Genomic DNA, 23641 nt, shown 5'->3' on the forward strand with positions numbered 1-23641 from the left:
CCGACCCGAAAGCGCGAAGAGCGGCAACGCGCCAGCTCGCGAATTCGCGCTAAAGGTTCGCCCGGCGCGTGCCGATAAACGAATTAGACCGCCCGCCGAGGCGGTCTTTTTCGTTCTAGGCCGCCGCCGCGACCTTGCGCGGCGCCCGTTTGCGAGCGGCCGGCTTCGGCTTCGCCGGAGACCTCGCGAGCAGCTCGCGCATGTAGCGCCCCGTGTAGGAGGACTCGACCTTCGCGATCTCTTCCGGGGTGCCGGCGGCCATCAGCGTGCCGCCCTCCTCCCCGCCTTCCGGGCCCATGTCGATGATGCGGTCGGAGGTCTTGATCACATCGAGGTTGTGTTCGATGACGACCACCGAGTTGCCCGCTTCGACCAAGCGCTGGAGGACCTCGAGGAGCTTCTGGATGTCCGCGAAGTGCAGGCCGGTGGTCGGCTCGTCGAGGATGTAGAGGGTGCGGCCGGTCGCGATCTTCGCCAGCTCGGACGCGAGCTTGATCCGCTGCGCCTCGCCGCCGGAGAGCGTCGTGGCCGGCTGGCCGAGCCGCATGTAGTTCAGGCCGACGTCCTGCAGGGTCTGCAGCCGGCGCGCGATCTTCGGGATGTGGGCGAAGAACGGCAGCGCCTCTTCGACCGGCATGTCGAGCACGTCGGCGATCGTCTTGCCCTTGAAGCGGATGTCCAGCGTCTCGCGGTTGTAGCGCTTGCCGTGGCACTGCTCGCACGGGACGTAGATGTCCGGCAGGAAGTGCATCTCGATCTTGATCTGGCCGTCACCCCGGCAGACCTCGCAGCGCCCGCCCTTGACGTTGAACGAGAAGCGGCCCGGCTTGTACCCGCGCGCCCTCGCCTCCTGCGTCTTCGAGTACAGGTCGCGGATGACGTCGAACAACCCGATGTAGGTCGCCGGGTTCGACCGCGGCGTGCGCCCGATCGGCGACTGGTCGACGCTGATGATCTTGTCGAGGTGCTCGAGGCCCTTGATGCGCTTGTGCGCGCCCGGCCGCATCCGCGCCCGGTTGAGCTTGTTCGCGACGGCCTTGTAGAGGATCTCGTTGATCAGCGTCGACTTGCCCGAGCCCGAGACGCCGGTCACCGCGGTGAACACGCCGAGCGGGATCTTCACGTCGACGTTCTTGAGGTTGTGCTGACTCGCCCCGACGATCTCGACGTAGCCGGTGGGCTTGCGCCGCGCGCCGGGCGCTTCGATCCGCCGCGTACCCGAGAGGAACTGTCCCGTCAGCGACTCCGGGACGGCCATGATCTCTTCCGCCGTGCCCTTGGCCACCACGTGCCCGCCGTGCTCGCCGGCGCCGGGACCCATGTCCACGACGTAGTCCGCCGCGCGCATCGTGCCCTCGTCGTGCTCGACGACCAGCACGGTGTTCCCGAGGTCCCGCAGCCGCTCCAACGTCTTGATCAGCCGCTCGTTGTCGCGCTGATGCAGGCCGATCGACGGCTCGTCCAGGATGTACAGCACTCCGACGAGCGACGAGCCGATCTGGGTCGCGAGCCGGATCCGCTGCGCCTCACCGCCCGACAGGGTCGACGAGGCCCGCTCCATCGACAGGTAGCCGACGCCCACGTTGTCCAGGAACCGCAACCGCTCGTCGATCTCGCGCAGGATCAGCTTCGCGATCGCCCGGTCCTGGTTGGAGAGCTCCAGGCCGTCCATCCACTCGATCGCCCGCTTGGCCGACAGGCGCGTGAACTCGTGGATCGGGATACCGCCGACCTTGACCGCCCGCGACTCCGGACGCAGCCGCGCGCCGTCGCACTCCGGGCACGGCCGCATCGACATGTACTCCTCGATCTTCTCCCGCGACCAGTCGGAGTCGGTCTCCTTGTAGCGGCGCTCGAGGTTGGGGACGATCCCCTCGAAGGTCGTCATGTACGACCGCTTGCGCCCCATCCGGTTGCGGTAGGAGACGTACAGCTTGTCGCCGTTGGTGCCGTACAGGAACAGGTCCTGCTGCTCCTGCGTCAGGTTCTCCCACGGCGCGTCTACGTCCACCTCATAGCGGTCCGCGATCGCCTGCGTGATCTGCTCGTAGTAGCCGGTCGCGCCCGAGGACCAAGGCAGGATCGCGCCGTCGTTGATCGACAGCGACGGGTCCGGCACCACCAGGTCCGGGTCGATCTCCATCATCGACCCCAGGCCCGTGCAGCGCGGGCACGCGCCATGCGGCGCGTTGAACGAGAACGAGCGCGGCTCCAGCTCGGGCATCGAGATGCCGCAGTGCAGGCAGGCGAAGCGCTCCGAGTACGTGTGGATCTCAGGTTCGCCGTCGCGCGGCACCGTCTCGACCTCGAGGATGCCGTCCGCCAGCGCCACCGCTGTCTCGACGCTGTCCGCCAGCCGCTTGCGCAGCTCCGGCCGCATCACCAACCGGTCCACGACCACCGAGATGTCGTGCTTGTAGCGCTTGTCGAGGACGATCTCCTCCTCGAGCTGGCGCATCTCGCCGTCGACCTTCACGCGCGTGAACCCCTCGCCGCGCAGCTCGGCCAGTTGCTTGCCGTACTCGCCCTTGCGCCCGCGCACGATCGGCGCCATGACCATGAACCGCGTGCCGTCCTCGAGGCCCATGATCTGGTCGATGATCTGCTCCGCCGACTGCGCGGCGATCGGCCGGCCGCAGTTGAAGCAGTGCGGCTTGCCGATCCGCGCCCACAGCAGGCGCAGGTAGTCGTAGATCTCCGTGACCGTGCCGACCGTCGACCGCGGGTTGCGCGACGTCGTCTTCTGATCGATCGAGATCGCCGGCGACAGACCCTCGATCGAGTCCACGTCCGGCTTGTCCATCTGCCCGAGGAACTGGCGCGCGTAGGCGCTCAGCGACTCGACGTAGCGCCGCTGGCCCTCGGCGTAGATGGTGTCGAAGGCGAGCGACGACTTGCCCGAACCCGACAGGCCGGTGATGACGACGAGCGAGTCACGCGGCAGCTCGACGGTGACGTCCTTGAGGTTGTGCTCACGGGCGCCCGAGACGACGATGGAGTTCTGGCGAGAGGACATAAGACCGCCCTCCAGTCTATGACGGTGGCGGACGGAAAAAGCGAACTGGTGTTCGACCCACCCGCTAGGAGCGGGGAACTCTGACCGGGGCGGTCAGCAACCCGGCATCCAGCAACTTGCCCTCGAGGTACTCGAGGAACGGATCGACCCGCAGTTCCTCTCCTGTGGCGCGCTTGAGCAGCTCGCGCGAGGTGTACTTGCGGCCCTGGCGGTGGATGTTGTCGCGCAGCCACTCGCGCAAGGGCGCGAAGTCGCCGGCGGCGATGCTCGCCTCGATCTCCGGGAGGTCGGTGGAGAGCGCGCGCCACAGCTGGGCGGACATCAGGTTCCCGATCGTGTAGGTCGGGAAGTAGCCGATCATCCCCGTGCCCCAGTGGATGTCCTGCAGCACGCCCTCCTTGAGCGAGGGCGTCTCGAGGCCGAGCAGCCGGTACGTGGCCTCGTTCCACGCCTCGGGCAGGTCCTTGACGGCCAGCCGCCCCTCGATCAGCGCCAGCTCGAGCTCGAACCGCAGCGCGATGTGCAGGTTGTACGTGGTCTCGTCGGCTTCGATCCGGATCAGGCTCAGGCGCACCTGATTGACGTTGCGGTAGAGCTGGGGCACCTCGATCGCCTCGAACGGGCCGCCGAGGTGCTTGCGCATCAGCGGGAGCGCGTATTCGCAGAAGGACCTCGAGCGGCCGACGAGGTTCTCCCACAGGCGCGACTGCGACTCGTGGACGCCGAGACCCGTTGCCTCGGCGAGCGTCGTGCGGTAGTGGCGCGGGTCCATCTGCGCCTCGTAGAGCCCGTGCCCGAACTCGTGCAGGCAGGAGTAGACCGCCATCGCCAGGTCGTCCTCCTCCCAGCGCGTCGTCACCCGCACGTCGGTATGGGCCATGCTGCGCGCGAAGGGGTGCACGGCGGGATCGAGGCGCCAGTGCTCGGGGTCGTAGCCGACGGCCCGGAGCAACTCGTCCGCGAGGCCGCGCTGCGCGTCCTGCGGGAAGTGGCCGGGGAACACGCGGCCGTCCTCCCCCGCGGCCGCCGCCGCGCTGACGAGCGGGACGAGTTCCTGCTGGATCGTCGTGAAGATCTCTTTGACCTCTTCGGTCGTCAGGCTCGGCTCGTAGTCGTCGAGCAGCACGTCGTAGGGGTGCGCGAACTCCCCGCCGGCGTCGAAGCAGGCGATGTAGCGGTGGGTGAGGTCGAGGACGTGCTCGAGCGCCGGCGCGAAGCGGGCGAAGTCGGCCGCGTCGCGCGCCGCCATCCAGGCCTGCTGCGCGTGCGCGCCCGCGCTGGAGATCTCCGCCGCGAGCTCAGTCGGGACGTTGACCGCCTTGTGCTGGTCGCGCCGGAGGTTGCGGATCAGCGCCGCGTCGTCGGAATCCGGGTCCGCGCTCGCCTCGAAGGACTCGAGCGCGTCGAGCAGCTTGCCGAGCGCGGGATCGGTGATCCGGTCGTGGAGGATCCGCTCGAGCGCCGCGAACTGGTCGGCGCGCGCGTCGGCCCCGCCGGAGGGCATCATCGTGTTCTGGTCCCACAGGAGCAGGCCGCCGATGCCGCCGAGGTCGGCGATCTCGCCCGCCCGCCGGCGCAGCTCCGTCAGCTCGACGGGCTCGGCGCTCATCGACCCGCTCGCGCGTACACGTCGTCGAGCAGCGCTTCGATGTCGGGCAGCTCGAAGTGCTCCTCGAGGAAGATGCGCGTGTCGTCGCGCGGGCTGCCGCCAAGGGCCATGTTGAGGGCGATCAGCCGCGCGCCGGCTTCGTCCGGGACGGCATCGCCGGCCGGCGCGGCATCGAAGAGCGCCTCGGCGGGCGCGGGCCAATCGGGGGCGTCAGGGGCGGAGAGGGGCGGAGTTTCGTGGGCGGCGCTCTCGGCTTCGGGGCTCGGCGAGACGGAGTCCGGCGAAGTGGGCGCGTCGGCGACCGGGCCTGGCGAGTCGGCGCCCGGTGCGTCGGGGCTCGGCGAGGTGGGGCTTGGCGAGGCGGGGCTCGGTGCTTGCTCCCCGTCGGCGGGCGTCGGGACCGTGGGCTCCGTCGCGGCGCGCGGCGGGACGGGGCTCGGGAGATCCGCAGGCGGCTCGGCGCTCGAGGCGTCCGTCGGCGGTGCGGCCGCGCCCGGCAGGTCGACACCGCGCGGGTCCGTCGCATCGCCCGCGGCGGCCGGCGGCGGCGCGGCGGCACGCGGTTCGCCCAGGGTCGCCGCGGACTGGAGTTCGGCGAGGCCTTCGACGAGGCGTTCGCCTGACGTGCGCAGTGCGGAGAGCAGGCGGGTGAGCTCGGACTCGAGGGCGTCGAGCTTGCCGAGCATGCCGTCGGCGGCGGCCTGGACGCGCGCGACGTGGTCGGAGGCTTCGGTGCCGGCGGTGGCGCGCATCTCGGCGGCGCCGCGCTCGGCCGCGGCGAGGATCAGACGGACCTGCTCGGAGGTGCTGTCGGCCATCGAGGGCGCGGGCGCGTGGGCGCGCGCCTCGAACTCGTCAGCCACGCGGCGGAGGTGCTCGTCCACGGCGGCCGGGTCGTAACCGCGGCGGCCGGTGGGGAAGTCTCGGCGTTCGATCCGGTCCCGATCCACGACCGCTGAGGATAGGGAGCCCGGCGGTCGATCACGGCAGCTGGACGGAGCCGTCCGCCGCGCGGACCACCAAGCCGTCGCGCTCGAGGCCGGCGACGGCGCGGGCCAGGCGCTCGCCCGAGACCGGCGGCTCCTCACCCGCGAGCAGCGCCGCGACCACCCGCCCACGCGCCCAGCGGTCGGTGTCCTCGAACCGCACTCCCCCACGCCGGCGCGGCTCCGCGGGCAGCGGACCGCCGCACCCGGCGGCGACCGGGCACTCCGGACACACGGGCACGCGCGGCCGGCACACCACGGCGCCGAGCTCCATCATCGCCTGGTTGAACGTCGCCGCCCGGCCGGCGGGCACCAGCGTCGCCGCCCGCGCGGCGAGCTCGCGCTCAGAACGGACCACGCCGTCACGGCGCGACAGCACCCGCCGCACGTTGGTGTCGACCGCCGCGACCTGCACGTCCCACGCGAACGACGACACGGCCGCCGCGGTGTACGGCCCCACCCCGGGCAACACGGTCAGATCATCGGGCCACCCCGATGACGCGACCACCCGCGCCGCGTTCTGCAGCGCCAACGCGCGCCGGTTATAGCCCAGCCCGCTCCAGAGCGCCAAGACCTCACGCGCGGGCGCGTCCGCGAGCGCCGCCGCGTCCGGGAACCGCTCCAGCCAGCGCTCGTAGTACGGCACCACCCGCAGCGCCTGCGTCTGCTGGAGCATCACCTCGCTCACGAGCAGCGCGTACGGATCGCGGGTGGCGCGCCACGGCAACGGCCGCCGCACCCGCTCGTACCACTCCAACAACGCGCCGACGTCCACGCCGCAGACGGTACTCATGCTGACGGTTGTCGTTTGCGTTCGAACGTGATCGTTTTATACGATTCGCGCTCTAGTTCACGCAGGGAGGAGAGAAAGTGTTCTCACGTGCCTTCGCCGGCGCGGCGCTGGTCGCTGCGCTGGTGGTGCCGTCGACGGCGTCAGCCGCTCCGCTGACCGTCAGCGGGCTCACGGCAGACCGCCAATCCGAGCCGCTCGGCCTGGGCGATGCCCGCCCGTCGCTCGGGTGGAAGCTGACCGGCGACGGCCGCGGTCGCGAGCAGTCCGCCTACCAGGTGATCGTCTCCAAGGACGGCGCCGACGTCTGGGACAGCGGCGAGGTGCACTCGTCGGCGTCGGCGAACGTGCCGTTCGGCGGCCCCGCCCTGGCCTCGGGCACGAAGTACGCCTGGAAGGTCCGCGTGTGGGACGAGACGGGCGCGCCCAGTGCCTACAGCGCGCCCGCGACGCTCGAGACCGGCCTCCTGCAGCAGAGCGACTGGACCGCGAAGTGGATCGGCGCGCCCGCGAACGACCTGAACTTCAGCGGCGACAAGTGGATCTGGTTCACGAACGACGACGCGACGAACAACATGCCGGCGAACACGCGCTACCTGCGCGCGTCGGTCAACCTCGCCGCCGCACCCACCGAGGCGCGTTTCCTCTTCACCGTCGACGACGAGGCGATCGTCTACGTCAATGGCACGCAGGTCATCGATACCAAGGCGATCCGCGACGCCGACGAGAACGCCTGGCAGAAGGCGAAACTCCTCGATGTCACAAGCCTCCTGCACCAGGGCGCCAACACGCTCGCCGTCCAGGTCAAGAACCGCCTCAATCAGAACGGCGCCCAGACGCCCGGCGGCTTCATCGCCCGCCTCAAGGCCGACACCACCACGCTTGACACGTCCAGCGCCTGGAAGTCGAGCACGACCGGCCCGGACGGCTGGCAGCAGCCCGGATTCGATGACACTGCGTGGACGCCCGCGCGCGAGCTCGCCACCTATGGCAGCGGACCGTGGGGCGCGAATGTCAGCCTTCCGCCGCAGCCGAGCCCGTACCTGCGCAAGGAGTTCAACGCCGCCAAAGCGATCGCCGACGCCCGCCTGTACGTCTCGGCGCTCGGTCTGTATGAGGTCCGCATCAACGGGTCCAAGGTCGGCGACGCCGTGCTCGCGCCCGGCTGGACGGAGTACTCCAAGCGCGTCCCGTCACAGACCTACGATGTCACAAGCCTCGTCAAGCAGGGCGCGAACGCCATCGGCGCCGTGCTCGGCGACGGCTGGTACGCCGGGCGCCTGCAGGGCGGTCGCACGTGGGGCACCAACCCCGGCCTGATCGCGCAGCTGAAGCTCACCTACACCGACGGCACCACCGCCCGCATCGCCACCGACAACACGTGGCAGGCCGGCCGCGGCGGCCTGCAGGCCACGAGCATCTACGACGGTGAGACCTACGACGCCCGCCTCGACAGGCCCGGCTGGGACCAGCCGAACTTCGCCGGCAACTGGCCCAACGCCGTCGAGCGCACCGAGACGACCGCGGTCGAGCCCTCCCAGGCCCCGCCGATCCGGGTCCTGCAGACGCTCCAGCCGGTCAAGGTCACCCAGCCCACGGCCGGCACCACGATCTACGACCTCGGGCAGAACTTCGCCGGCTGGGCGCGCATCACCGCCCACGGCGCCGCCGGCACGACGATCAAGCTCCGCTTCGGCGAGATCCTCAACCAGGACGGCACGCTCTACACCACCAACCTGCGCTCGGCGCTGCAGACGGACACGTACACGCTGAGAGGCGGGGCCGAGGAGACCTACGAGCCCCGTTTCACCTACCACGGCTTCCGCTACGTCGAGGTGACCGGCGGGACCGTCGACTCCCTCGAGGGTCGCGAGGTCAGCTCCGACCTCCCCGACTACGGCACGTTCACGAGCAGCAACCCGCTGGTCAACCAGATCCAGAGCGCGATCCGCTGGGGCCAGCGCTCGAACTTCCTCGGCGTGCCGAGCGATGCCAGCCAGCGCGACGAGCGCCTCGGCTGGACCGGTGACATCCAGGCCTTCGCCTCCACCGGCGCGTTCAACGAGGACGCCAGCGGCTTCCTCGGCCAGTGGATGCAGACGATGCGCGACAGCCAGACCGCGGCGGGCGCCTTCCCGGACGTCGCGCCGGTCACCTGCTGCGGCGAGGGCACCGCGGGCTGGGGCGACGCGGGCACCGTCGTGCCGTGGGCGCTGTACCGCCGCTACGGCGACCCCCGCGTCCTGCAGGCCAACTACGACGCGATGACCCGCTGGATCGCCTACCTGAAGGCCAACAGCAGCAACCTGATCCGCCCCAACCAGGGCTACGGCGACTGGCTCGCGCCCGACGGGTCCACCCCGCTGGACTTCATCGGCACCGCGTTCTTCGCCTACAGCACCGACATCGTCCGCCAGGCCGCGCAGGTGCTGGGCAAGGACGAGGACGCCGCCACGTACGCGTCGCTCTACAGCCAGATCAAGAGCGCGTTCGACGCCCGCTGGGTACACGCGGACGGCACCGTCGGCTCGAACTCCCAGACCAGCTATGTGCTCGCGCTGAAGTTCGGCCTGGTTCCGGACAACCTCAAGACGCAGGCCTTCAACCGCCTCGTCGACGACGTCGTCAGCCGCGGCGATCACCTCAGCACCGGCTTCCTCGGCACCCCGTTCCTGCTCTCCGTGCTCCAGGACGGCGGCCGCGGCGACGTCGCCTACAAGATCCTCACGCAGGACTCCTACCCGAGCTGGGGCTACATGATGGGCCGCGGCGGGACGACGATCTGGGAGCGCTGGGACGGCATCCGCCCCGACGGCTCGCTCCAGGACGCCGGCATGAACTCGTTCAACCACTACGGCCTGGGTTCGATCGGCGACTGGCTCTACGACAGCGTCGGCGGTCTCGCCCCGCAGACGCCGGGCTACAAGACGCAGCTGGTCAAGCCGTCGACCGGCGCGGAGCTAAGCAGCGCGTCGAGCGCCGTCAAGACGAACTACGGCGACGCGAAGACGAGCTGGTCGCGCGACGCCGCCGGGCGCCTGAGCATCGACGTCGACGTCCCGGTCAACACCCGGGCGGAGGTCCATGTGCCGCTGACCGACGGGCAGCAGGCGCTCGAGAGCGGCAAGCCCGCCGCGCAGCAGCCCGGCGTGACCTACAAGGGCACAAGCAATGGCGACGCCGTGTACGAGGTCGGCAGCGGCAGCTACCGCTTCCTGGCGGCGATCGTCGATGCCACCAGCGTCAACGGCGACGTCACCGCGCGGGTTCCGGCCACGCTCGCCCTGACGCTGAATTCCCCGGTGTCGTTCGGCGCCCTGACGCCCGGCGTGGCCAAGGACTACACCGCGGACCTCGCGGCCTCCGTCACCAGCACCGCCGGCGACGCTGCCCTGACCGTCCACGACCCGAGCGCCACCGCCCCCGGGCACCTGGTCAACGGCGCCTTCGCCCTCCCCCAGGCGCTGAAGCTCAACGGCACCGCGGTCGCGGGTGCGAGCAACCCCACTCAGCTCGCGACCTGGACCGGCCCGGTCAGCAATGACCCGGTCACGGTCCACCTCCTGCAGCCGGTCGCCGCGACCGACCCGCTGCGCACCGGCAGTTACACCAAGACGCTCACGTTCACGCTGAGCACTACGACCCCGTAGGGCACACCCGGCTCCGTCTACCACGCATTCCGGCGGGCCCGGCCCGCCGCTGCCGGGCCCCGGCAGGCACACACGTACAACCAGTATGCGACGTGCCTGCCGGTGCTGGCAGCGACGACCCGTGATCTGGCCGGCGATGCCCGCTAGTCGGAGCCGGGCGCGCTCGAACGGATCTCCGCCTTGGCCACGAAGTGCGTGGCCAAGGCGTCCCGTTCCGTGAACGAGAGGACGTGGATCCAGACCTCCAGGCCGTTCTCGAACGTGCCGCGGAGCTCGATCGGCCCCGGCCCCGTCGGATCCCGGTAGCCGTCCCACGTCTGCTCGTTGGCGTGCCACTCGGCCGCGGGCCCCAGCGCCTTCGGGTAGAGCCCGAGCGTCTCCTCCTGGGGCGTGAAGTCCAGGCGGAACAACCCGGGAGCGAACAGGATCGTGGCGCGCGCGCCGAACTCGACCAGCCGCGACGCGGTGATCAGCAGGCCGCCGTCCGGCAGCTCGCACGCCAGCTGACCCAGAGCGGCGCCGGCCACGGCCGCCTGATCGGGGTTCAGCAGCTCAAGCGCAGTGCGATCCACTCGTCCTCCGTACCCAGCGCGGCGGCTGCGTCGAACCCGACCGCGTGGTAGCCGGCCAGAACCGCCTCGACCTCCTCGGCCACGATGCCCGAGACGATCACGTGCCGGACCTCGTCGGTCATCGCCTCGGCCACCCGCGCGTGCACCGGCGGCGGCGCGTTGACGAGCAGCAGGGGCGCGAGCGGCACCGGATCGGCGGCGAGGTCGACCACCGCGCAATCGACCGCGACGCCGTTGCGGGCGACGTTCTCGCGCGCGACCTCGATCGCCACCGGCACCCGGTCCACCCCGACGACCGGCGACCACCCGAGCTTGGCGGCCGCGATCGCCAAGGTCCCGACGCCGCAGCCGAGGTCGACGGCGCCGCCGCACACCTCGACGTCCAGCAGCAACGCCAGGCACATCTGCGTGGTCGGGTGCGAGCCGGAGCCGAACGCTCCTCCCCGCCGTTCGACGACGATGTCGATGAGTCCGCCGGCCGCCGGCGGCTCCCACGGCGAGCGGATCGAGATCCGGCCTCCCACGATGACGCCGCCCTCGCCGAGCCGCGCCCGCCGCGCGCGCCAGTCGGCCGGAACCTCCTCGACGGTCCAATCCGCCAGCGGGCGCCCCGCCGCGGCCTCCATCACCGACTGCGAGAGCGGCACGCCGGAGAAGACCGACAGCAGCTCCCCGTTCTCGTGCACCCCGGCCGGCAGCAGTGGGAGCAACGCATCGAGCACGGCCTCCTTCTCGTCCGCGCTCACGCGGAAGGACGCCAGGAACACCGCAGCTAGTCCGCCGCGGGCGCCGTGGCGGTGTCCAGCTCGCGGCGCAGGTCGCGGATCTCGTCGCGCAGCTTGGCGGCGTACTCGAAGCGCAGCTCCTCGGCGGCCGTGAGCATCTCCTCCTCGAGCTCGCGCATCGTCTGCTCGATCTCGGCCGGCGCCATGTCGGGCTTCGCGGCGCGCTTGCGGCGGCCCTTGGTCGGCACCTTGGAGTCCGACTGCAGGAACTCCGAGATGTCCGAGATGCCCTTGACGATCGTCTCGGGCGTGATGCCGTGCTGCTCGTTGTAGGCGACCTGGATGGCGCGGCGGCGGTCGGTCTCGCCGATTGCCGTACGCATCGCGTCGGTCTCCTTGTCGGCGTACATGACGACCTTGCCGTCGACGTTGCGCGCCGCGCGCCCGATCGTCTGGATCAGCGACGTGGCACCGCGGAGGAAGCCCTCCTTGTCGGCGTCGAGGATCGCGACCAGCGAGACCTCCGGCAGGTCGAGGCCCTCGCGCAGCAGGTTCACGCCCACGAGCACGTCGTACTCGCCGAGCCGCAGCTGCCGGATGATCTGGATCCGCTCCAGCGTGTCGATCTCCGAGTGCAGGTAGCGCACGCGGAAGCCCATCTCGAGCAGGTAGTCCGTCAGGTCCTCGGACATCTTCTTGGTCAACGTCGTGACCAGCACCCGCTCGTTGCGATCCACGACCGTGCGGATCTCGCCCATCAGGTCGTCGATCTGGTTCTTGGTCTCGCGGACGCTGATCTCCGGGTCCACGATCCCGGTCGGGCGGACGATCTGCTCCACCAGCGTCTGCGAGTGCTCGCGTTCGTACAGGCCGGGCGTGGCCGAGACGAAGACCATCTGCGGCGTGATCGACAGCCACTCGTCGAACGTCTGCGGGCGATTGTCCATCGCGCTCGGCAGCCGGAAGCCGTAGCTGACGAGCGTCGACTTGCGCGACCGGTCGCCCTCGTACATGCCGCCGATCTGCGGCACGGTCTGGTGGGACTCGTCGATGAAGCAGACGAAGTCCTTGGGGAAGTAGTCGATCAGGCAGTACGGGCGCGAGCCGGGCTCACGGCCGTCGAGGATGCGCGAGTAGTTCTCGATGCCCGAGCAGAAGCCGACCTCCTTGAGCATCTCCATGTCGTACTGCGTGCGCTGGCGCAGGCGGTGCGCCTCGAGCAGCTTGCCCTCGGCCTCGAGCTCGCCCGTGCGCTCGTTGAGCTCCTGCCCGATCTCGAGCACGGCCCGCTCCATCGTGCCTTCCTTGACGTTGTAGTGCGTCGCGGGCCAGATCGCGACGTGCTCCAGATCGTCCCGGATGATCTCGCCCGTGAGCGGGTCGAAGTGCTGCAGGCGCTCGACCTCGTCGCCGAACAGCAGGACCCGGAACGCCGTCTCCTCGTAGGCCGGGAAGACCTCCAGCGTCTCCCCGCGCACGCGAAACGTGCCGCGCCCGAGCGCCGTGTCGTTGCGGTTGTACTGCAGCGAGACCAGCTTGCGCAGCAGCTCGTCGCGGTCGATGTCGGTGCCCTTGACGATCACCTGGCAGTTCGCGTTGTACGTCTCCGGCGAGCCGAGGCCGAAGATGCAGGAGACCGAGGCGACGATGATCACGTCGCGGCGGGCGAAGAGCGAGGCCGTGGCGGCGTGCCGCAGCCGGTCGATCTCCTGGTTGATCGCCGAGTCCTTCTCGATGTAGAGGTCCCGCGACGGGACGTAGGCCTCAGGCTGGTAGTAGTCGTAGTAGGAGACGAAGTACTCGACCGAGTTCGTCGGGAAGTACGTCCGGAACTCGTTGCAGAGCTGCGCGGCGAGCGTCTTGTTGTGCGCCATGATCAGCGCGGGGCGCTGGACGGCCTCGATCGTGGCCGCCATCGTCATCGTCTTGCCGGTGCCGGTCGCGCCCAGCAGCGTCAGCCCGCGGTCACCGCGCTCGATGCCGCGCGCCAGCGTCGCGATCGCTTCCGGCTGATCGGCGGTGGGCGAGTAGACGGCGTCAAGCTTGAAGGGCGGCATACCCGATCAACGATAGAGGGGACAGCGGTCGGGTTCTGTCCTAAATGGCACGGCCGTCCCACTCGTGCTCGAGCGCCCAGCGGGCCCCGATCGTCCACGCCTGGACGCGGTTGGAGAGCGGGATCGGGGCGAGCGAGCCGTCGAGCCCGACCGCGTAGAACTCCGGCGCGCGCCCAAGTTGGTCGAGAGCGCGCAGGACACCGACACGTACCCGTTCTGCTTCCTTGAACCGCCCCGCCGCGCGCAGCCCGCCCCACCCCAACCAGGAGTCGAACGGCCAGGTCGCGCCGCGGTGATACGCCGACACGCCGAAGTTGGGGTCGCTCGCGGCGAGCGTGCGCAGGCCGAACGGCGTCAGGATGTCCGGCTCGCACAGGCGATCCGCGGCCGCGCGGGCCGCCTCCGGCTCCAGCGCGTCCGCCCACAGCAGCCAGCCGAGCTGCGAACCGGCGCCCGGGACGACCACGTCGCCCGCCTCCAGCGCCATCACGCCCGGCCCGTAGCGCTCACTCAGGAGCGCCCGAAGCGCGTCGGCACGCCGAGTCCACTCCGGATCGCCCGTCATGCGCGCGAGCGCGCGCAGCGCGGCGTGGGTCGCCGCCTGCGTGTCGGCGTCCGCCAACGGTGGCGCGGGGTTGGACCCGTCCGCGCGCACGTACCCGCCGCCGTCCGCGTCCGCCGCCGCGTCGATCGTGTCCCGCCAGCCCTGCTGGACGAGGCCGCCCCGACCACCCGCAATGTGACGCACCAATCCGTTCCCGGCGTCCAGCACGCTTGCCAGCCACGCACCCGCCTCGTCGCGCGCCCGCTCCCACCCGCCCTCGCCGCTCGCCGCCAGCAGGACGAGGAACCATGCGGTCGCGTCCGCGGTCCCGTAGTACGCGAAGGCGCCCCCCGGCGGCCACCCGGCCGCCACGAACGCTGCCGGCGGCGCGTCGCGGAACTCGTGCCCGATCTTGCCCGGTGCCTCGAGCGTCGCCGGATCAAATCGCCGTCCTTGACGTAAAGTCAGTGCCGACAGCGTCGCCGCCGCCAGCTCCGGCCGCTCGGGCAGCAGCTGCAGCGACGTGATCAGCGCGTCGCGCCCGAACAGCGCGTGGAAGCGGCCGGGATCCCCCGCCTCGACCGGCGGCGCCGACGCGTACGGCCAGCCCTCGTCGGAGAGCACCGCCTCGATCACGTGGTGCGCCGCTCGACGACCGTCAGCGCTTGCTGCTCCTCGACGGGCACGCCGGAACCGCCCCGGTCGATCGCCGCGAGCAGGAGATCGGCGGCCAGCGCGCCGCCTTCGCGCAAGGGCTGCCGGATCGTGGTGAGCCCGACGATCTCGGCGAGGTCGACGTCGTCGAAACCGATCACGGCCAGCTCGTCGGGAACCCGGACGTTGAGCAGTTCCGCCGCCCGCAGGACCCCGATCGCCTGCAGGTCGGAAGCGGCGAAGATCGCCGTCGGCGGCTCCGGCAGCGACAGCAGAGCGGCCGCGAGCTCACCCGCCTCCTCGCGCCCGTGCGGCCCGAGACGGTCCAGCGCCGGGTCGGACTCGACCCCCGCCCGCTCGAGCGCATTCCGGAACCCGCGCCGGCGATCTTCGCTGGACGTGAAGCCGTATGGGTTGGCGGGATGGTCCCCGACGAAGCCGATCCGGCGATGGCCCCGCACCAATAGGTGCTCCGCCGCCAGCTCGCCACCGCGCACATTGTCGATCACGACGCGCGGGAGCCGTGGGTGGGTGCCGTCGACGAGCACCGCCGGCAGCTCATCGCGCTCCAGCGCTGCCACCTCGGCGTCGGAGATCGGCAGCGACATGATCAACAGGCCGGCGACGCGATCGCGGCGGGCGAGGTCACGCAACGCTCCGCCGCGCTGCTCGGGCCCCTCGACGTCGAAGAGCATCAGGTCGTACTCGCGGTGCTCGCCCCGCCCGAGCCGCTCGACCACCCCGCGCAGGCGCTCGATCACGGACGGTGCGGTGAAGAAGGGCACGACGACGCCGATCGCCATCGCCCGCCCGATCGAAAGATTTCTTGCAGTCGCGTTAAGCCGGTAGCCGAGCTCGTCGACGGCCGCCTGCACCCGCTCCCGCGTCGGCTCCAGCACCAAAGGGCTGTCGTTGAGCACGCGCGAAACCGTTGCGGCGCTCACGCCGGCACGGCGTGCCACGTCCCGGATGGTGGGTCCGCGCATCGGACTGCAGAGCCTAATCCGACTGACCGGCGCACGCGCCCCACACCCTTGACAAGCTCCACGGGTGCGTGATGGGATCGGGATGTAACCGGTTTCATGGTTCGTCGAGCTTGAGGAGGCTCGGATGATGGCGACCCGCGATTTTTGCGTGGCAAGACGCATCGGACGGAGGTCCGATGGGTACGTCGCGGTCACAAATTCCTAACGCAGAAGGGTGTGACATGCTTGTTGCAGAAGTCACACACAACCGCAGTACATCTCGGCTCACTGGGATACCGAGCATGCGCGATGTGGTGTCGCTCAAGAGCTCGGAACTCGTCGTACAGATGCCAGGGGGAGATCCGGGCGTCGTGAGGAGAGGAGCAGAATGAGGCGTAGGGGCATCGGCGTAGGGGCCGCTTCTCTAGCGGCAACGTGCGCCATAGTCGCGGCTGGGTGCGGAGGGTCGAGTGGCGGCCCCGTCACCCTCAATCTGCTCGGGCCATTGGATCCGGGCGGGACCAACACGAAGGCCGCCAAGGAATGCAGCCAGCAGTCCAATGGCGAGTACACGATCAAGCAGTCGCCGGTGGCCAACAGCGCCGACGCGTCGCGCGAACTGATCGTCCGCCGGCTCGCTGCCGGCGACAAGAACATCGACATCGTCAACATGGACACGATCTGGACTCCGGAGTTCGCGGAGGCCGGATGGCTGCGCGAACTCAAGGGCTCGGAGCAGACACAAGCGCTCGACGACGTGCTCGACGGGCCGAAGGCGTCCGTCCAGTGGAAGAACAAGACGTACGCGATCCCGCTGAACACCAACGTCCAGCTGCTCTGGTACCGCAAGGACCTCGTCCCCACCCCGCCTGAGACGTGGGACGAGATGATCGCGATGGCGAAGAAGCTTCCGGCGGGCGAGGGCAACATCCTCGAGCAGGGCCAGAAGTACGAGGGCTACGTCGTGTGGTTCAACAACCTCGTGGCGTCGGCGGGCGGAACGATCGTCAACGCCGAGGGTCGCCCGACGCTGGGCGCGCCGGCGGTCAAGGCCGCGCAGATCATCAAGGACGTCGCGACGTCGGGCCGGTCTGACCCGTCGCTGTCGACCTCACAGGAGGACCCGTCCCGGCTCGCTTTCGAGGCCGGAAAGGGCGCGTTCCTCCTCAACTGGCCCTACGTCTACGCGGCAGCGCGTACCGACGCGGAGACCAACCCGGTCACGAAGAAGGTCTTCGCGAACATGGGCTACGCCCGCTGGCCCGGCGTCAATAAGGGCGAGCCGAGCAAGGTCTCGATCGGCGGCGCCAACCTGGGCATCCCGAAGACCGGCCAGAACCCGGAGCTGGCCACGAAGGCCGCGCTCTGCATGACGAGCGCCAAGTGGCAGGCGCAGGAGGCCATCAACGAAGGTCTCCCGCCGGTCACGAACGCGACCTACGACGATCCGGCGGTCCGCAAGGTCTACCCGTTCGCCGACCTGCTGCGTGAGCAACTCAAGGACTCCGTGGTGCGTCCCGCGACCCCGTCCTATTCGGACGTGACGCTGGCGATCCAGTCCTCGCTACACCCACCGGCAGGCATCAACCCGGCGAAGTCGATCAACACGCTGCGTGACCGCCTGAACATCCTCGCCGACGGAGGCATGTACTAATGGCCGTCGCCGCAACGCGCGCAGGCGAGACCGCTGCGCCGCCCGCCGCCCACACGGGCTTGACCGACCGCGCGAGGGCCGAGCGCAAGCTCGCCTGGATGCTGTGCGCCCCCGCCGTGATCGTCATGCTGCTCGTGGCCGGCTTCCCGATCATCTACGCGTTCTACCTCTCGCTCCGACGCGCGGATCTGCGCTTCCCGAACGCCGGGGAGTTCGTCGGCTTCTCCAACTACAGCGCGGTGCTGCAGTCCAGCACCTGGTGGACCGACGTCGGCAACACGCTGTTCATCACCGTCATCTCGGTCACGCTCGAGCTCGTGCTCGGCATGCTGATCGCGCAGGCGATGTACCGGGCGATCTTCGCCCGCACGGCGATCCGCGCGTCCGTGCTGGTGCCGTACGGTGCCGTCACGGTTGTGGCCGCGTTCGCCTGGCGTCTCGCCTTCGACCCGGCGACCGGTTTCGCCGTGGCGCTGTTCAACCTCGACCCGCCGCCGCTGACCACGCGGGGCGGCTCGTTCTTCGTGATCATCTTCGCGGAGGTCTGGAAGACGACGCCCTTCATAGCGCTGCTCTTGTTGGGAGGTCTGGCCCTTGTGCCGGACGACCTCTACAAGGCGGCGAAGATGGACGGCGCCTCCTCGTGGCAGCGCTTCGTGAAGATCACGCTGCCATTGATCCGCCCGGCGCTGATGGTCGCGGTCCTGTTCCGCACGCTCGACGCGTTCCGCATCTATGACGCGGTCTTCATCATCACCCGAGGCGCCAACGACACCGAGACGGTGTCGGTGCTCGGGTACAACCAGCTCGTCAACCGGCTCAATCTCGGGTTGGGATCGGCCGTCGCGATCCTGATCTTCGTGTGCGTGATGCTCATCGCGTTCATCTTCTTCCGGTTCCTCGGCGCCAGCCCTGAGCGGAGGTAACGGACCATGACCGAGTCAACCCCACGGCAGAAGTTCCTGTGGATCATCGGCACCTTCGTGGTCCTGTTCTACGCCCTGATCCCCGTTCTGTGGATCATCTCGCTGTCGCTCAAGGATCCGACCACGATCGGCGACCAGAAGTTCTTCCCGACCAAGTGGACGACGGACAACTACAACGCCGTCTTCAGCGGCGGCCTGGGCTTCAATCACGCCCTGTTCAACTCGATCGGCATCGCCATGATCACGACGCTCATCGCGCTGGTCTTCGCGTCGATGGCGGCTTACGCGATCACCCGCCTGGAGTTCCCCGGCAAGACGCTGATCCTCGCGGGCGCGCTCGCGATCTCGATGTTCCCGGCGATCTCGATCGTCGGCGGCCTGTTCAACGTGTGGCGCGTCGTCGGCCTCTACGACACGTGGCCCGGCCTGATCCTGCCGTACCTGTCGTTCTCGTTGCCGCTGTCGATCTACATCCTGTCGGCGTTCTTCCGCGAGATCCCGTGGGATCTCGAGAAGGCGGCCCAGATGGACGGGGCGACGGGCGCGCAGGCGTTCCGGCGGGTCATCCTGCCGCTCGCCATGCCCGGCGTGTTCACCGCGGGGATCCTGGTGTTCATTTCGGCCTGGAACGATTTCCTGTTCGCCAACGTGCTGACGTCGACCGACGCCGCACGCACGGCGCCAGTCGCGCTGTCGTTCTTCCGCGGCGCGTCGCAGTTCACCGATCCCAGCGGGGCCATCGCGGCCGGCGCGGTGATCGTCACGATCCCGATCCTGATCATGGTGCTGATCTTCCAGCGCCGAATCGTCTCCGGCCTCACATCAGGCGCGGTCAAGGGGTAGATATGGCTGACATCGTTCTCGACGGCGTCTACAAGACCTACTCGGACGGCTACACCGCCGTCAAGAACCTCAACCTGGAGATCGGCGACGGCGAGTTCATGATCCTCGTCGGCCCGTCGGGCTGCGGGAAGTCGACGGCGCTCAACATGATCGCCGGGCTGGAGGACATCTCCGCCGGCGAGCTGCGGATCGGCGGCGAGGTCGTCAACAAGAAGGCGCCGCGCGATCGCGACATCGCGATGGTGTTCCAGAGCTACGCGCTGTACCCGCACATGACCGTGCGCGACAACATCGCGTTCGCCCTGAAGCTCGCGAAGCGCCCGAAGGAGGAGATCGACGCCAAGGTCCAGGAGGCGGCGGACATCCTCGACCTCGGCCAGCACCTCGAGCGCAAGCCGGCCAACCTCTCCGGCGGCCAGCGCCAGCGCGTGGCCATGGGCCGCGCGATCGTGCGCCAGCCGAAGGCGTTCCTGATGGACGAGCCGCTGTCGAACCTCGACGCCAAGCTGCGCGTGCAGATGCGCGCGGAGGTGGCCCGGATCCAGCACCGGCTCAACACCACCACGGTCTACGTGACCCACGATCAGACCGAGGCCATGACCCTGGGCGATCGCGTCGCGATCATGCTCTCAGGCGAACTGCAGCAGGTCGCTTCGCCGATGGAGCTCTACAACAACCCACAGAACCTGTTCGTTGCGGGCTTCATCGGCTCGCCGGGCATGAACTTCCTTCCGGCGACGATCGACGGCGACACGGCGAAGCTGCCGATGGTCACCGTGAAGCTGCCGCAGGAGGTCCGCGAGCGGATCGGCCGCATCGAGGGCAACAAGAAGGTCATCGCCGGCATCCGGCCCGAGGACTTCGAGGACGCCGAGCGGGTTCCCGCCGAATCCCGCGACCGCGGCACGACGTTCAAGACCAAGTTCGACCTCGTCGAGGCGATGGGCGCGGAGTTCTACGTCCACTTCGGCGTCAAGGCCGACGCGATGCAGGGCGGCGCGCACATGGACGCGCTGATGGAGGACCAGGGCGGCATCGCCGAGAGCGGCGAGGAGGGCGAGGCGGTCGTCGTCGCCCGCCTGGACGCCGAGAGCCGCGCCAAGGCCGGCGAGGAGACCGAGGTCTGGCTCGACGCCTCGAAGATGCACTTCTTCGACGCCGACTCCGGCCGGTCCCTCTCCGCTAGGTAGCCAGTCGCAGGATGAGCGCCTCGCTCGGTGCGAGCGAGGCGCTCACCGCGTTGCGGCCCGGATCGCTGGAGAGCACGAGCTCGCCCTCGACTTGGAGCGGCAGCTCGCGGTCACTGAAGTTGACCGCTACGAGCAGGCGCTCGTCCTCACCCTCGCGGGTCCACGCGAGGATGTCCGGCCCCGCGTCGTACGGCTGCTGTGCGCCCGTCTGCAGCGTCGGGCTCTTCGCGCGCAGGCGCGCGATGGCGCGCGCGAGCTGCAGCGTCGAGTCCGGGTCCTCGGCCTGGGTCTGCGCGTTCAGCGTCAGCGCGTCGTCGACGAACGGCAGCCACGCGTCGGCGGCGGTCGTGAAGCCGTGGCCGGGCGCTTCCGGCGTCCACGGGATCGGCGCGCGCTCGGGGTCGCGGCCGTCGACGTCGACGATCCGGTCGGCGGGGATCGTCGCGTTCGGCAGCCCCAGCTCCTCGCCCTGGAAGATGAACGGGGTGCCGCGCAGCGCGTAGAGCATCACGAGGATCGCGCGGGCGCGTTGCGCGCCCAGCCCGTCGTGGTCGAAGCGGGTGGCGGGGCGCGGGTTGTCGTGGTTGGACAGAAACCACGCCGGCCACGCCGCTTCCTCGGCCAGCGCCTCGAAGTCGGCGATCGAGGTGGCGTAGGTGTCGGCGTCCCAGGCCTGGTCGATGAACACGAAGTTGTGCGCCAGGTGCAATTGGTCGCCGGACTCGAGGTAGCCGACCACGCGGTGCAGGTCCTGCAGCGCCACCTCCCCCACGAGCATCCGGTCGTCGTATTCGTCGATCACCCGGCGGATGCCGCGCAGGTGCTCGTGGATCGACTCCCAGTCCTCGTCGTGACGGCGCGACGCGCCCTCCTGATCGCGCAGCAGCGGGTCCTTGGCGATCTTGGCGATCGCGTCCAGGCGCAGCCCGTCGACGCCGCGGTCCATCCAGAACCGGAGCGTGTCGTGCATCGCGGCGACGACCTCGGGGTTCTCCCAGTTGAGGTCGGGCTGCTCGGGCATGAAGCTGTGCAGGTAGTACTGGCCGGTGGTCTCGTCGAGCGTCCACGCCGGGCCGCAGGCCTTGAACACCGACTCCCAGTCGTTCGGCGGTCCGCCGTCCTTGCCGTCGCGCCACGTGTACCAGTCGCGCTTGGGGTTCTCGCGGCTGGACCGGGACTCCTTGAACCAGGGGTGCTGGTCGGAGCTGTGGTTCGGGACCCAGTCGAGCACGAGCTTGATGTCACGCGCATGGCAGGCCGCGATCAGCGCGTCAAGGTCCGCCAGCGTGCCGAAGACCGGGTCGACGTCGCAGTAGTCGGCGACGTCGTAGCCGAAGTCGGCCATCGGGCTGGTGAAGATCGGTGAGAGCCAGATCGCCTCCACCGCAAGCGCCTGCAGATGGTCGAGGTGGGCGGCGATGCCGGCCAGATCCCCCACTCCGTCGCCGTTTGCGTCCGCGAAGGAACGAGGATAGATCTGGTAGATGGCGCCCCGCTGCCACCAGGCCGGCTCAGACATGGCCGGATTGTCACGTAATGTGAAGCGTCCATGCGCGGCTCCCTCTTCGGCATCGCCGGCCTGCTGCTCGCGGCGGCCGTCCTCCTCGCTTTCGCGGGTGACTCCGTGGCGCTCAAAGCGGTCGCGATCGCGCTCTTCGGCGTCGCGTGCGTGGTCGCCGTGTCGCTGATGTTCTTCGTGGTCGGGCGCTCCGAGGACGAGGAGCGCGAGGCCTCCAAGCCCACGCCCCCGCCCGACCCGCACGCGGGCGAGGCGGCGCGACGCTCGCGCCCCCGCCCGCCGCGCCGGCCGACTTAGCGGATGTAGTCCTTCGCGTCGACGCGCTTGATGTCGTAGGTCACGGTCACGTCCGGTCGCTGCCCGGCGGTCTGACCGACCATCTTCTGAATCACGCCGGTCTTCGCGTCCACGGTCAGCGTCTCCTGATAGTGGTCGGAGAAGTCCGTGTCGGTGATCTCCAGCGTGGCGCCGCGATCCGTGACGACGGCATTGATCGTGCTCAGGAGCTTCATGACGCCGGCGCGCACGTCCTTGTTGCCGGCCCCGGCGATCAGCGAGTCCATGCTGGCCATCCAGATCCGGTTGTTGTCGATCGTCAGCTGGCTGGCCGGAGCCGGAATCGGCCCCTTCGGCTGCTTGAGCTTGATGATCGCGGCCCGCTTCGCGAGGTTCGCCGGCGACGTCTCTGACTCGGCCGGCTTGTGGTTGCCCGGCCACGTCGCCGCGAGCATCCGCTCGCGGGCCGCATCGGGAGCGAGGCCGACCGCCGCGATCGCCGCGTCGCGCTCCTGCTTCGGCACGCCTTCGCCCAGGTCGTCGGCCTTACCCACGGCCTTCAACTGCGCCAGCGTCATGCCGTAGTAGTACCGGCCGTCGTCGATGTAGAGATCGGCCCCGGTGAAGTCCTTCGCCTCCGGGAAGTCATGGCTGCGCAGCACGAGCGTCGCGTCCCCGGTCGGCGCGGGCAGCTCCTGAATCTGCCGCGCGAGCTTGACCAGCGGCGCCGCCTCGGCCACCGCCGGCGCCCCAATCCGCTTCGCAATCTGCTTCGCGGGCCCGTCACCCGAAGGCGAGGCTCCGGCGACCACCACGATGGCGATCGCGACCACGGCGGCGGCTGTGACCAACAGCGCATAGGGCCGACGGCGTCCGCCACCGGCGCGTCTCTGCGGGGGCGCGACGGCCGGGGCGAGCAACATCCCCCCCGTCGGGCGAAGCCCGGTTGCTTGGCCCGGTCGTCGCGCCCCCGCTACCACGGGCTCTGTCCCTGCGCTGTTCACGCGCGAGGTCCCTGTGCTGTACGCCAGCAGTGCCGTCCGGGCGTACGCCGTCGTCTCTTCATCAGCCCCCGCCACCTCAGGACGCTGTTCAGCCAGCCACTCGAGCTCGTTCATTCGTAAGTCCTGTCCAGGTGGGCGCGCAGCTGCGTGCGCGCGCGGTGGATGCGGGAGCGGACCGTGCCCACCGGAATGCCGGTGGCGCGGGCGATCTCGCCATAAGTCAGATCGGCCCAGACGTGCAGCAGCAGGGCGTCGCGGTCGATCGCGGCCACCTTGCTCAGCGCCGCCGCGAGCGACGGGCCGAGCGCCCGCGCCTCGACGCGGCCCAGCGCGTCCTCGGTGAAGTCGACATCACGCGAGATCGGCGGCTCACCCCGCCGCGCCGCGCTGCGGAAGAAGTGCCGCAGCACGTTGGTGGCGATGCCGTAGAGCCACGGCCGCGCGTCGTCGTAGCGCGGGTCAAAGCGCGCGCGTTCGTCGAACGCGACGCGGAAGGTCTCGGCGGCGAGATCCTCCCCCGCCGGGCCCGCGCGGCTCACGCACCAGCGGTGGATCGCCTGCCAGTGGCGATCGAACACGGCCGCGAACGCCGCCGCGTCGGTCAGCGAGGCCGCGATCAGCGACCCGTCGGAGCTGAGTTGTTGGTCAAGCACTGGCACTC

18 protein-coding genes are annotated in these 23641 nt (G+C 69.8%); 6 read left to right on the forward strand and 12 right to left on the reverse strand.

What is annotated here, in order from left to right; translation table 11 throughout:
- Nucleotides 1–115 precede the first annotated feature (115 nt).
- The 4 genes from uvrA to OM076_RS33500 form a co-directional block, all read right to left on the reverse strand.
- Nucleotides 116–3016, reverse strand: coding sequence for an excinuclease ABC subunit UvrA (gene uvrA, locus OM076_RS33485; RefSeq protein WP_270044507.1), 2901 nt, complete (start codon nt 3014–3016; stop codon nt 116–118).
- A 64-nt stretch (nt 3017–3080) separates the two neighbouring features.
- Nucleotides 3081–4625, reverse strand: coding sequence for a carboxypeptidase M32 (locus tag OM076_RS33490; protein ID WP_270044508.1), 1545 nt, complete (start codon nt 4623–4625; stop codon nt 3081–3083).
- Nucleotides 4622–5575, reverse strand: a complete 954-nt coding sequence (locus OM076_RS33495; RefSeq protein WP_270044509.1) for a DivIVA domain-containing protein — start codon at nt 5573–5575, stop codon at nt 4622–4624. Before OM076_RS33495 ends, OM076_RS33490 begins: the two co-directional genes overlap by 4 nt.
- 31 nt (nt 5576–5606) lie before the next feature.
- Nucleotides 5607–6404, reverse strand: a complete 798-nt coding sequence (locus OM076_RS33500; RefSeq protein WP_270044510.1) for an HhH-GPD family protein — start codon at nt 6402–6404, stop codon at nt 5607–5609.
- A gap of 77 nt (nt 6405–6481) precedes the next feature.
- On the opposite strand from OM076_RS33500, the gene OM076_RS33505 reads away from it, so the two are divergent.
- The gene (locus OM076_RS33505; protein WP_270044511.1) at nt 6482–10051 is read left to right on the forward strand and encodes a family 78 glycoside hydrolase catalytic domain; all 3570 of its coding nucleotides are present in this window, start codon (nt 6482–6484) and stop codon (nt 10049–10051) included.
- A 143-nt stretch (nt 10052–10194) separates the two neighbouring features.
- On the opposite strand, the gene OM076_RS33510 is transcribed toward OM076_RS33505, so the two are convergent.
- Genes OM076_RS33510 through OM076_RS33530 form a run of 5 tightly spaced genes read right to left on the reverse strand, consistent with a single transcriptional unit; the run spans nt 10195 to nt 15565 of the window.
- Nucleotides 10195–10623 carry a hypothetical protein gene (locus OM076_RS33510; RefSeq protein ID WP_270044512.1) on the reverse strand — a complete coding sequence of 143 codons (429 nt, stop codon included), beginning with the start codon at nt 10621–10623 and terminating at the stop codon, nt 10195–10197.
- A complete protein-coding gene (locus tag OM076_RS33515) occupies nt 10596–11369 on the reverse strand; it encodes a 50S ribosomal protein L11 methyltransferase (RefSeq protein ID WP_270044513.1) in 774 nt (257 codons plus the stop codon). Before OM076_RS33515 ends, OM076_RS33510 begins: the two co-directional genes overlap by 28 nt.
- 26 nt (nt 11370–11395) lie before the next feature.
- Nucleotides 11396–13405, reverse strand: a complete 2010-nt coding sequence (gene uvrB, locus OM076_RS33520; protein WP_270044514.1) for an excinuclease ABC subunit UvrB — start codon at nt 13403–13405, stop codon at nt 11396–11398.
- 40 nt (nt 13406–13445) lie between these two features.
- The gene (locus OM076_RS33525; protein ID WP_270044515.1) at nt 13446–14585 is read right to left on the reverse strand and encodes an amylo-alpha-1,6-glucosidase; all 1140 of its coding nucleotides are present in this window, start codon (nt 14583–14585) and stop codon (nt 13446–13448) included.
- A complete protein-coding gene (locus OM076_RS33530; protein WP_270044516.1) occupies nt 14582–15565 on the reverse strand; it encodes a LacI family DNA-binding transcriptional regulator in 984 nt (327 codons plus the stop codon). The genes OM076_RS33525 and OM076_RS33530 overlap by 4 nt, the downstream gene beginning before the upstream one ends.
- 508 nt (nt 15566–16073) lie before the next feature.
- Here OM076_RS33530 and OM076_RS33535 point away from each other — a divergent pair.
- Genes OM076_RS33535 through OM076_RS33550 form a run of 4 tightly spaced genes read left to right on the forward strand, consistent with a single transcriptional unit; the run spans nt 16074 to nt 20181 of the window.
- Nucleotides 16074–17222 (forward strand): ABC transporter substrate-binding protein, encoded by a 1149-nt coding sequence (locus OM076_RS33535; RefSeq protein ID WP_270044518.1) that lies wholly within the window; start codon nt 16074–16076, stop codon nt 17220–17222.
- Nucleotides 17222–18148, forward strand: coding sequence for a carbohydrate ABC transporter permease (locus OM076_RS33540; protein ID WP_270044519.1), 927 nt, complete (start codon nt 17222–17224; stop codon nt 18146–18148). The genes OM076_RS33535 and OM076_RS33540 overlap by 1 nt, the downstream gene beginning before the upstream one ends.
- Nucleotides 18149–18154: 6 nt before the next feature.
- A complete protein-coding gene (locus OM076_RS33545) occupies nt 18155–18991 on the forward strand; it encodes a carbohydrate ABC transporter permease (protein ID WP_270044520.1) in 837 nt (278 codons plus the stop codon).
- A 2-nt stretch (nt 18992–18993) separates the two neighbouring features.
- Entirely contained in the window at nt 18994–20181 is a 1188-nt protein-coding gene (locus OM076_RS33550) for an ABC transporter ATP-binding protein (protein ID WP_270044521.1), read from the forward strand.
- Here the strand turns inward: OM076_RS33550 and OM076_RS33555 are convergent.
- Nucleotides 20174–21700 (reverse strand): alpha-amylase family glycosyl hydrolase, encoded by a 1527-nt coding sequence (locus OM076_RS33555; RefSeq protein WP_270044522.1) that lies wholly within the window; start codon nt 21698–21700, stop codon nt 20174–20176. The two genes, OM076_RS33550 and OM076_RS33555, sit on opposite strands and share 8 nt — an antisense overlap.
- Before the next feature lie 30 nt (nt 21701–21730).
- Here OM076_RS33555 and OM076_RS33560 point away from each other — a divergent pair, with 30 nt between their 5' ends.
- Nucleotides 21731–21997 carry a hypothetical protein gene (locus OM076_RS33560; protein ID WP_270044523.1) on the forward strand — a complete coding sequence of 89 codons (267 nt, stop codon included), beginning with the start codon at nt 21731–21733 and terminating at the stop codon, nt 21995–21997.
- Here the strand turns inward: OM076_RS33560 and OM076_RS33565 are convergent.
- Together OM076_RS33565 and OM076_RS33570 are read right to left on the reverse strand one after the other, a co-directional pair.
- Entirely contained in the window at nt 21994–23094 is a 1101-nt protein-coding gene (locus OM076_RS33565; RefSeq protein ID WP_270044524.1) for a hypothetical protein, read from the reverse strand. The two genes, OM076_RS33560 and OM076_RS33565, sit on opposite strands and share 4 nt — an antisense overlap.
- Nucleotides 23091–23633, reverse strand: a complete 543-nt coding sequence (locus OM076_RS33570) for an RNA polymerase sigma factor (protein WP_270044525.1) — start codon at nt 23631–23633, stop codon at nt 23091–23093. Before OM076_RS33570 ends, OM076_RS33565 begins: the two co-directional genes overlap by 4 nt.
- Between the last annotated feature and the right edge of the window lie 8 nt (nt 23634–23641).

It is taken from the genome of Solirubrobacter ginsenosidimutans (genome assembly GCF_027587205.1).

What these genes read in the sequence shown, in the direction of transcription:
- OM076_RS33555 (WP_270044522.1), bottom strand. Translation starts at nt 21,700, where the DNA reads ATGTCTGAGCCGGCCTGGTGGCAGCGGGGCGCCATCTACCAGATCTAT.
- OM076_RS33545 (WP_270044520.1), top strand. Translation starts at nt 18,155, where the DNA reads ATGACCGAGTCAACCCCACGGCAGAAGTTCCTGTGGATCATCGGCACC.
- OM076_RS33490 (WP_270044508.1), bottom strand. Translation starts at nt 4,625, where the DNA reads ATGAGCGCCGAGCCCGTCGAGCTGACGGAGCTGCGCCGGCGGGCGGGC.
- uvrA (WP_270044507.1), bottom strand. Translation starts at nt 3,016, where the DNA reads ATGTCCTCTCGCCAGAACTCCATCGTCGTCTCGGGCGCCCGTGAGCAC.
- OM076_RS33560 (WP_270044523.1), top strand. Translation starts at nt 21,731, where the DNA reads ATGCGCGGCTCCCTCTTCGGCATCGCCGGCCTGCTGCTCGCGGCGGCC.
- OM076_RS33550 (WP_270044521.1), top strand. Translation starts at nt 18,994, where the DNA reads ATGGCTGACATCGTTCTCGACGGCGTCTACAAGACCTACTCGGACGGC.
- uvrB (WP_270044514.1), bottom strand. Translation starts at nt 13,405, where the DNA reads ATGCCGCCCTTCAAGCTTGACGCCGTCTACTCGCCCACCGCCGATCAG.
- OM076_RS33540 (WP_270044519.1), top strand. Translation starts at nt 17,222, where the DNA reads ATGGCCGTCGCCGCAACGCGCGCAGGCGAGACCGCTGCGCCGCCCGCC.
- OM076_RS33565 (WP_270044524.1), bottom strand. Translation starts at nt 23,094, where the DNA reads ATGAACGAGCTCGAGTGGCTGGCTGAACAGCGTCCTGAGGTGGCGGGG.
- OM076_RS33500 (WP_270044510.1), bottom strand. Translation starts at nt 6,404, where the DNA reads ATGAGTACCGTCTGCGGCGTGGACGTCGGCGCGTTGTTGGAGTGGTAC.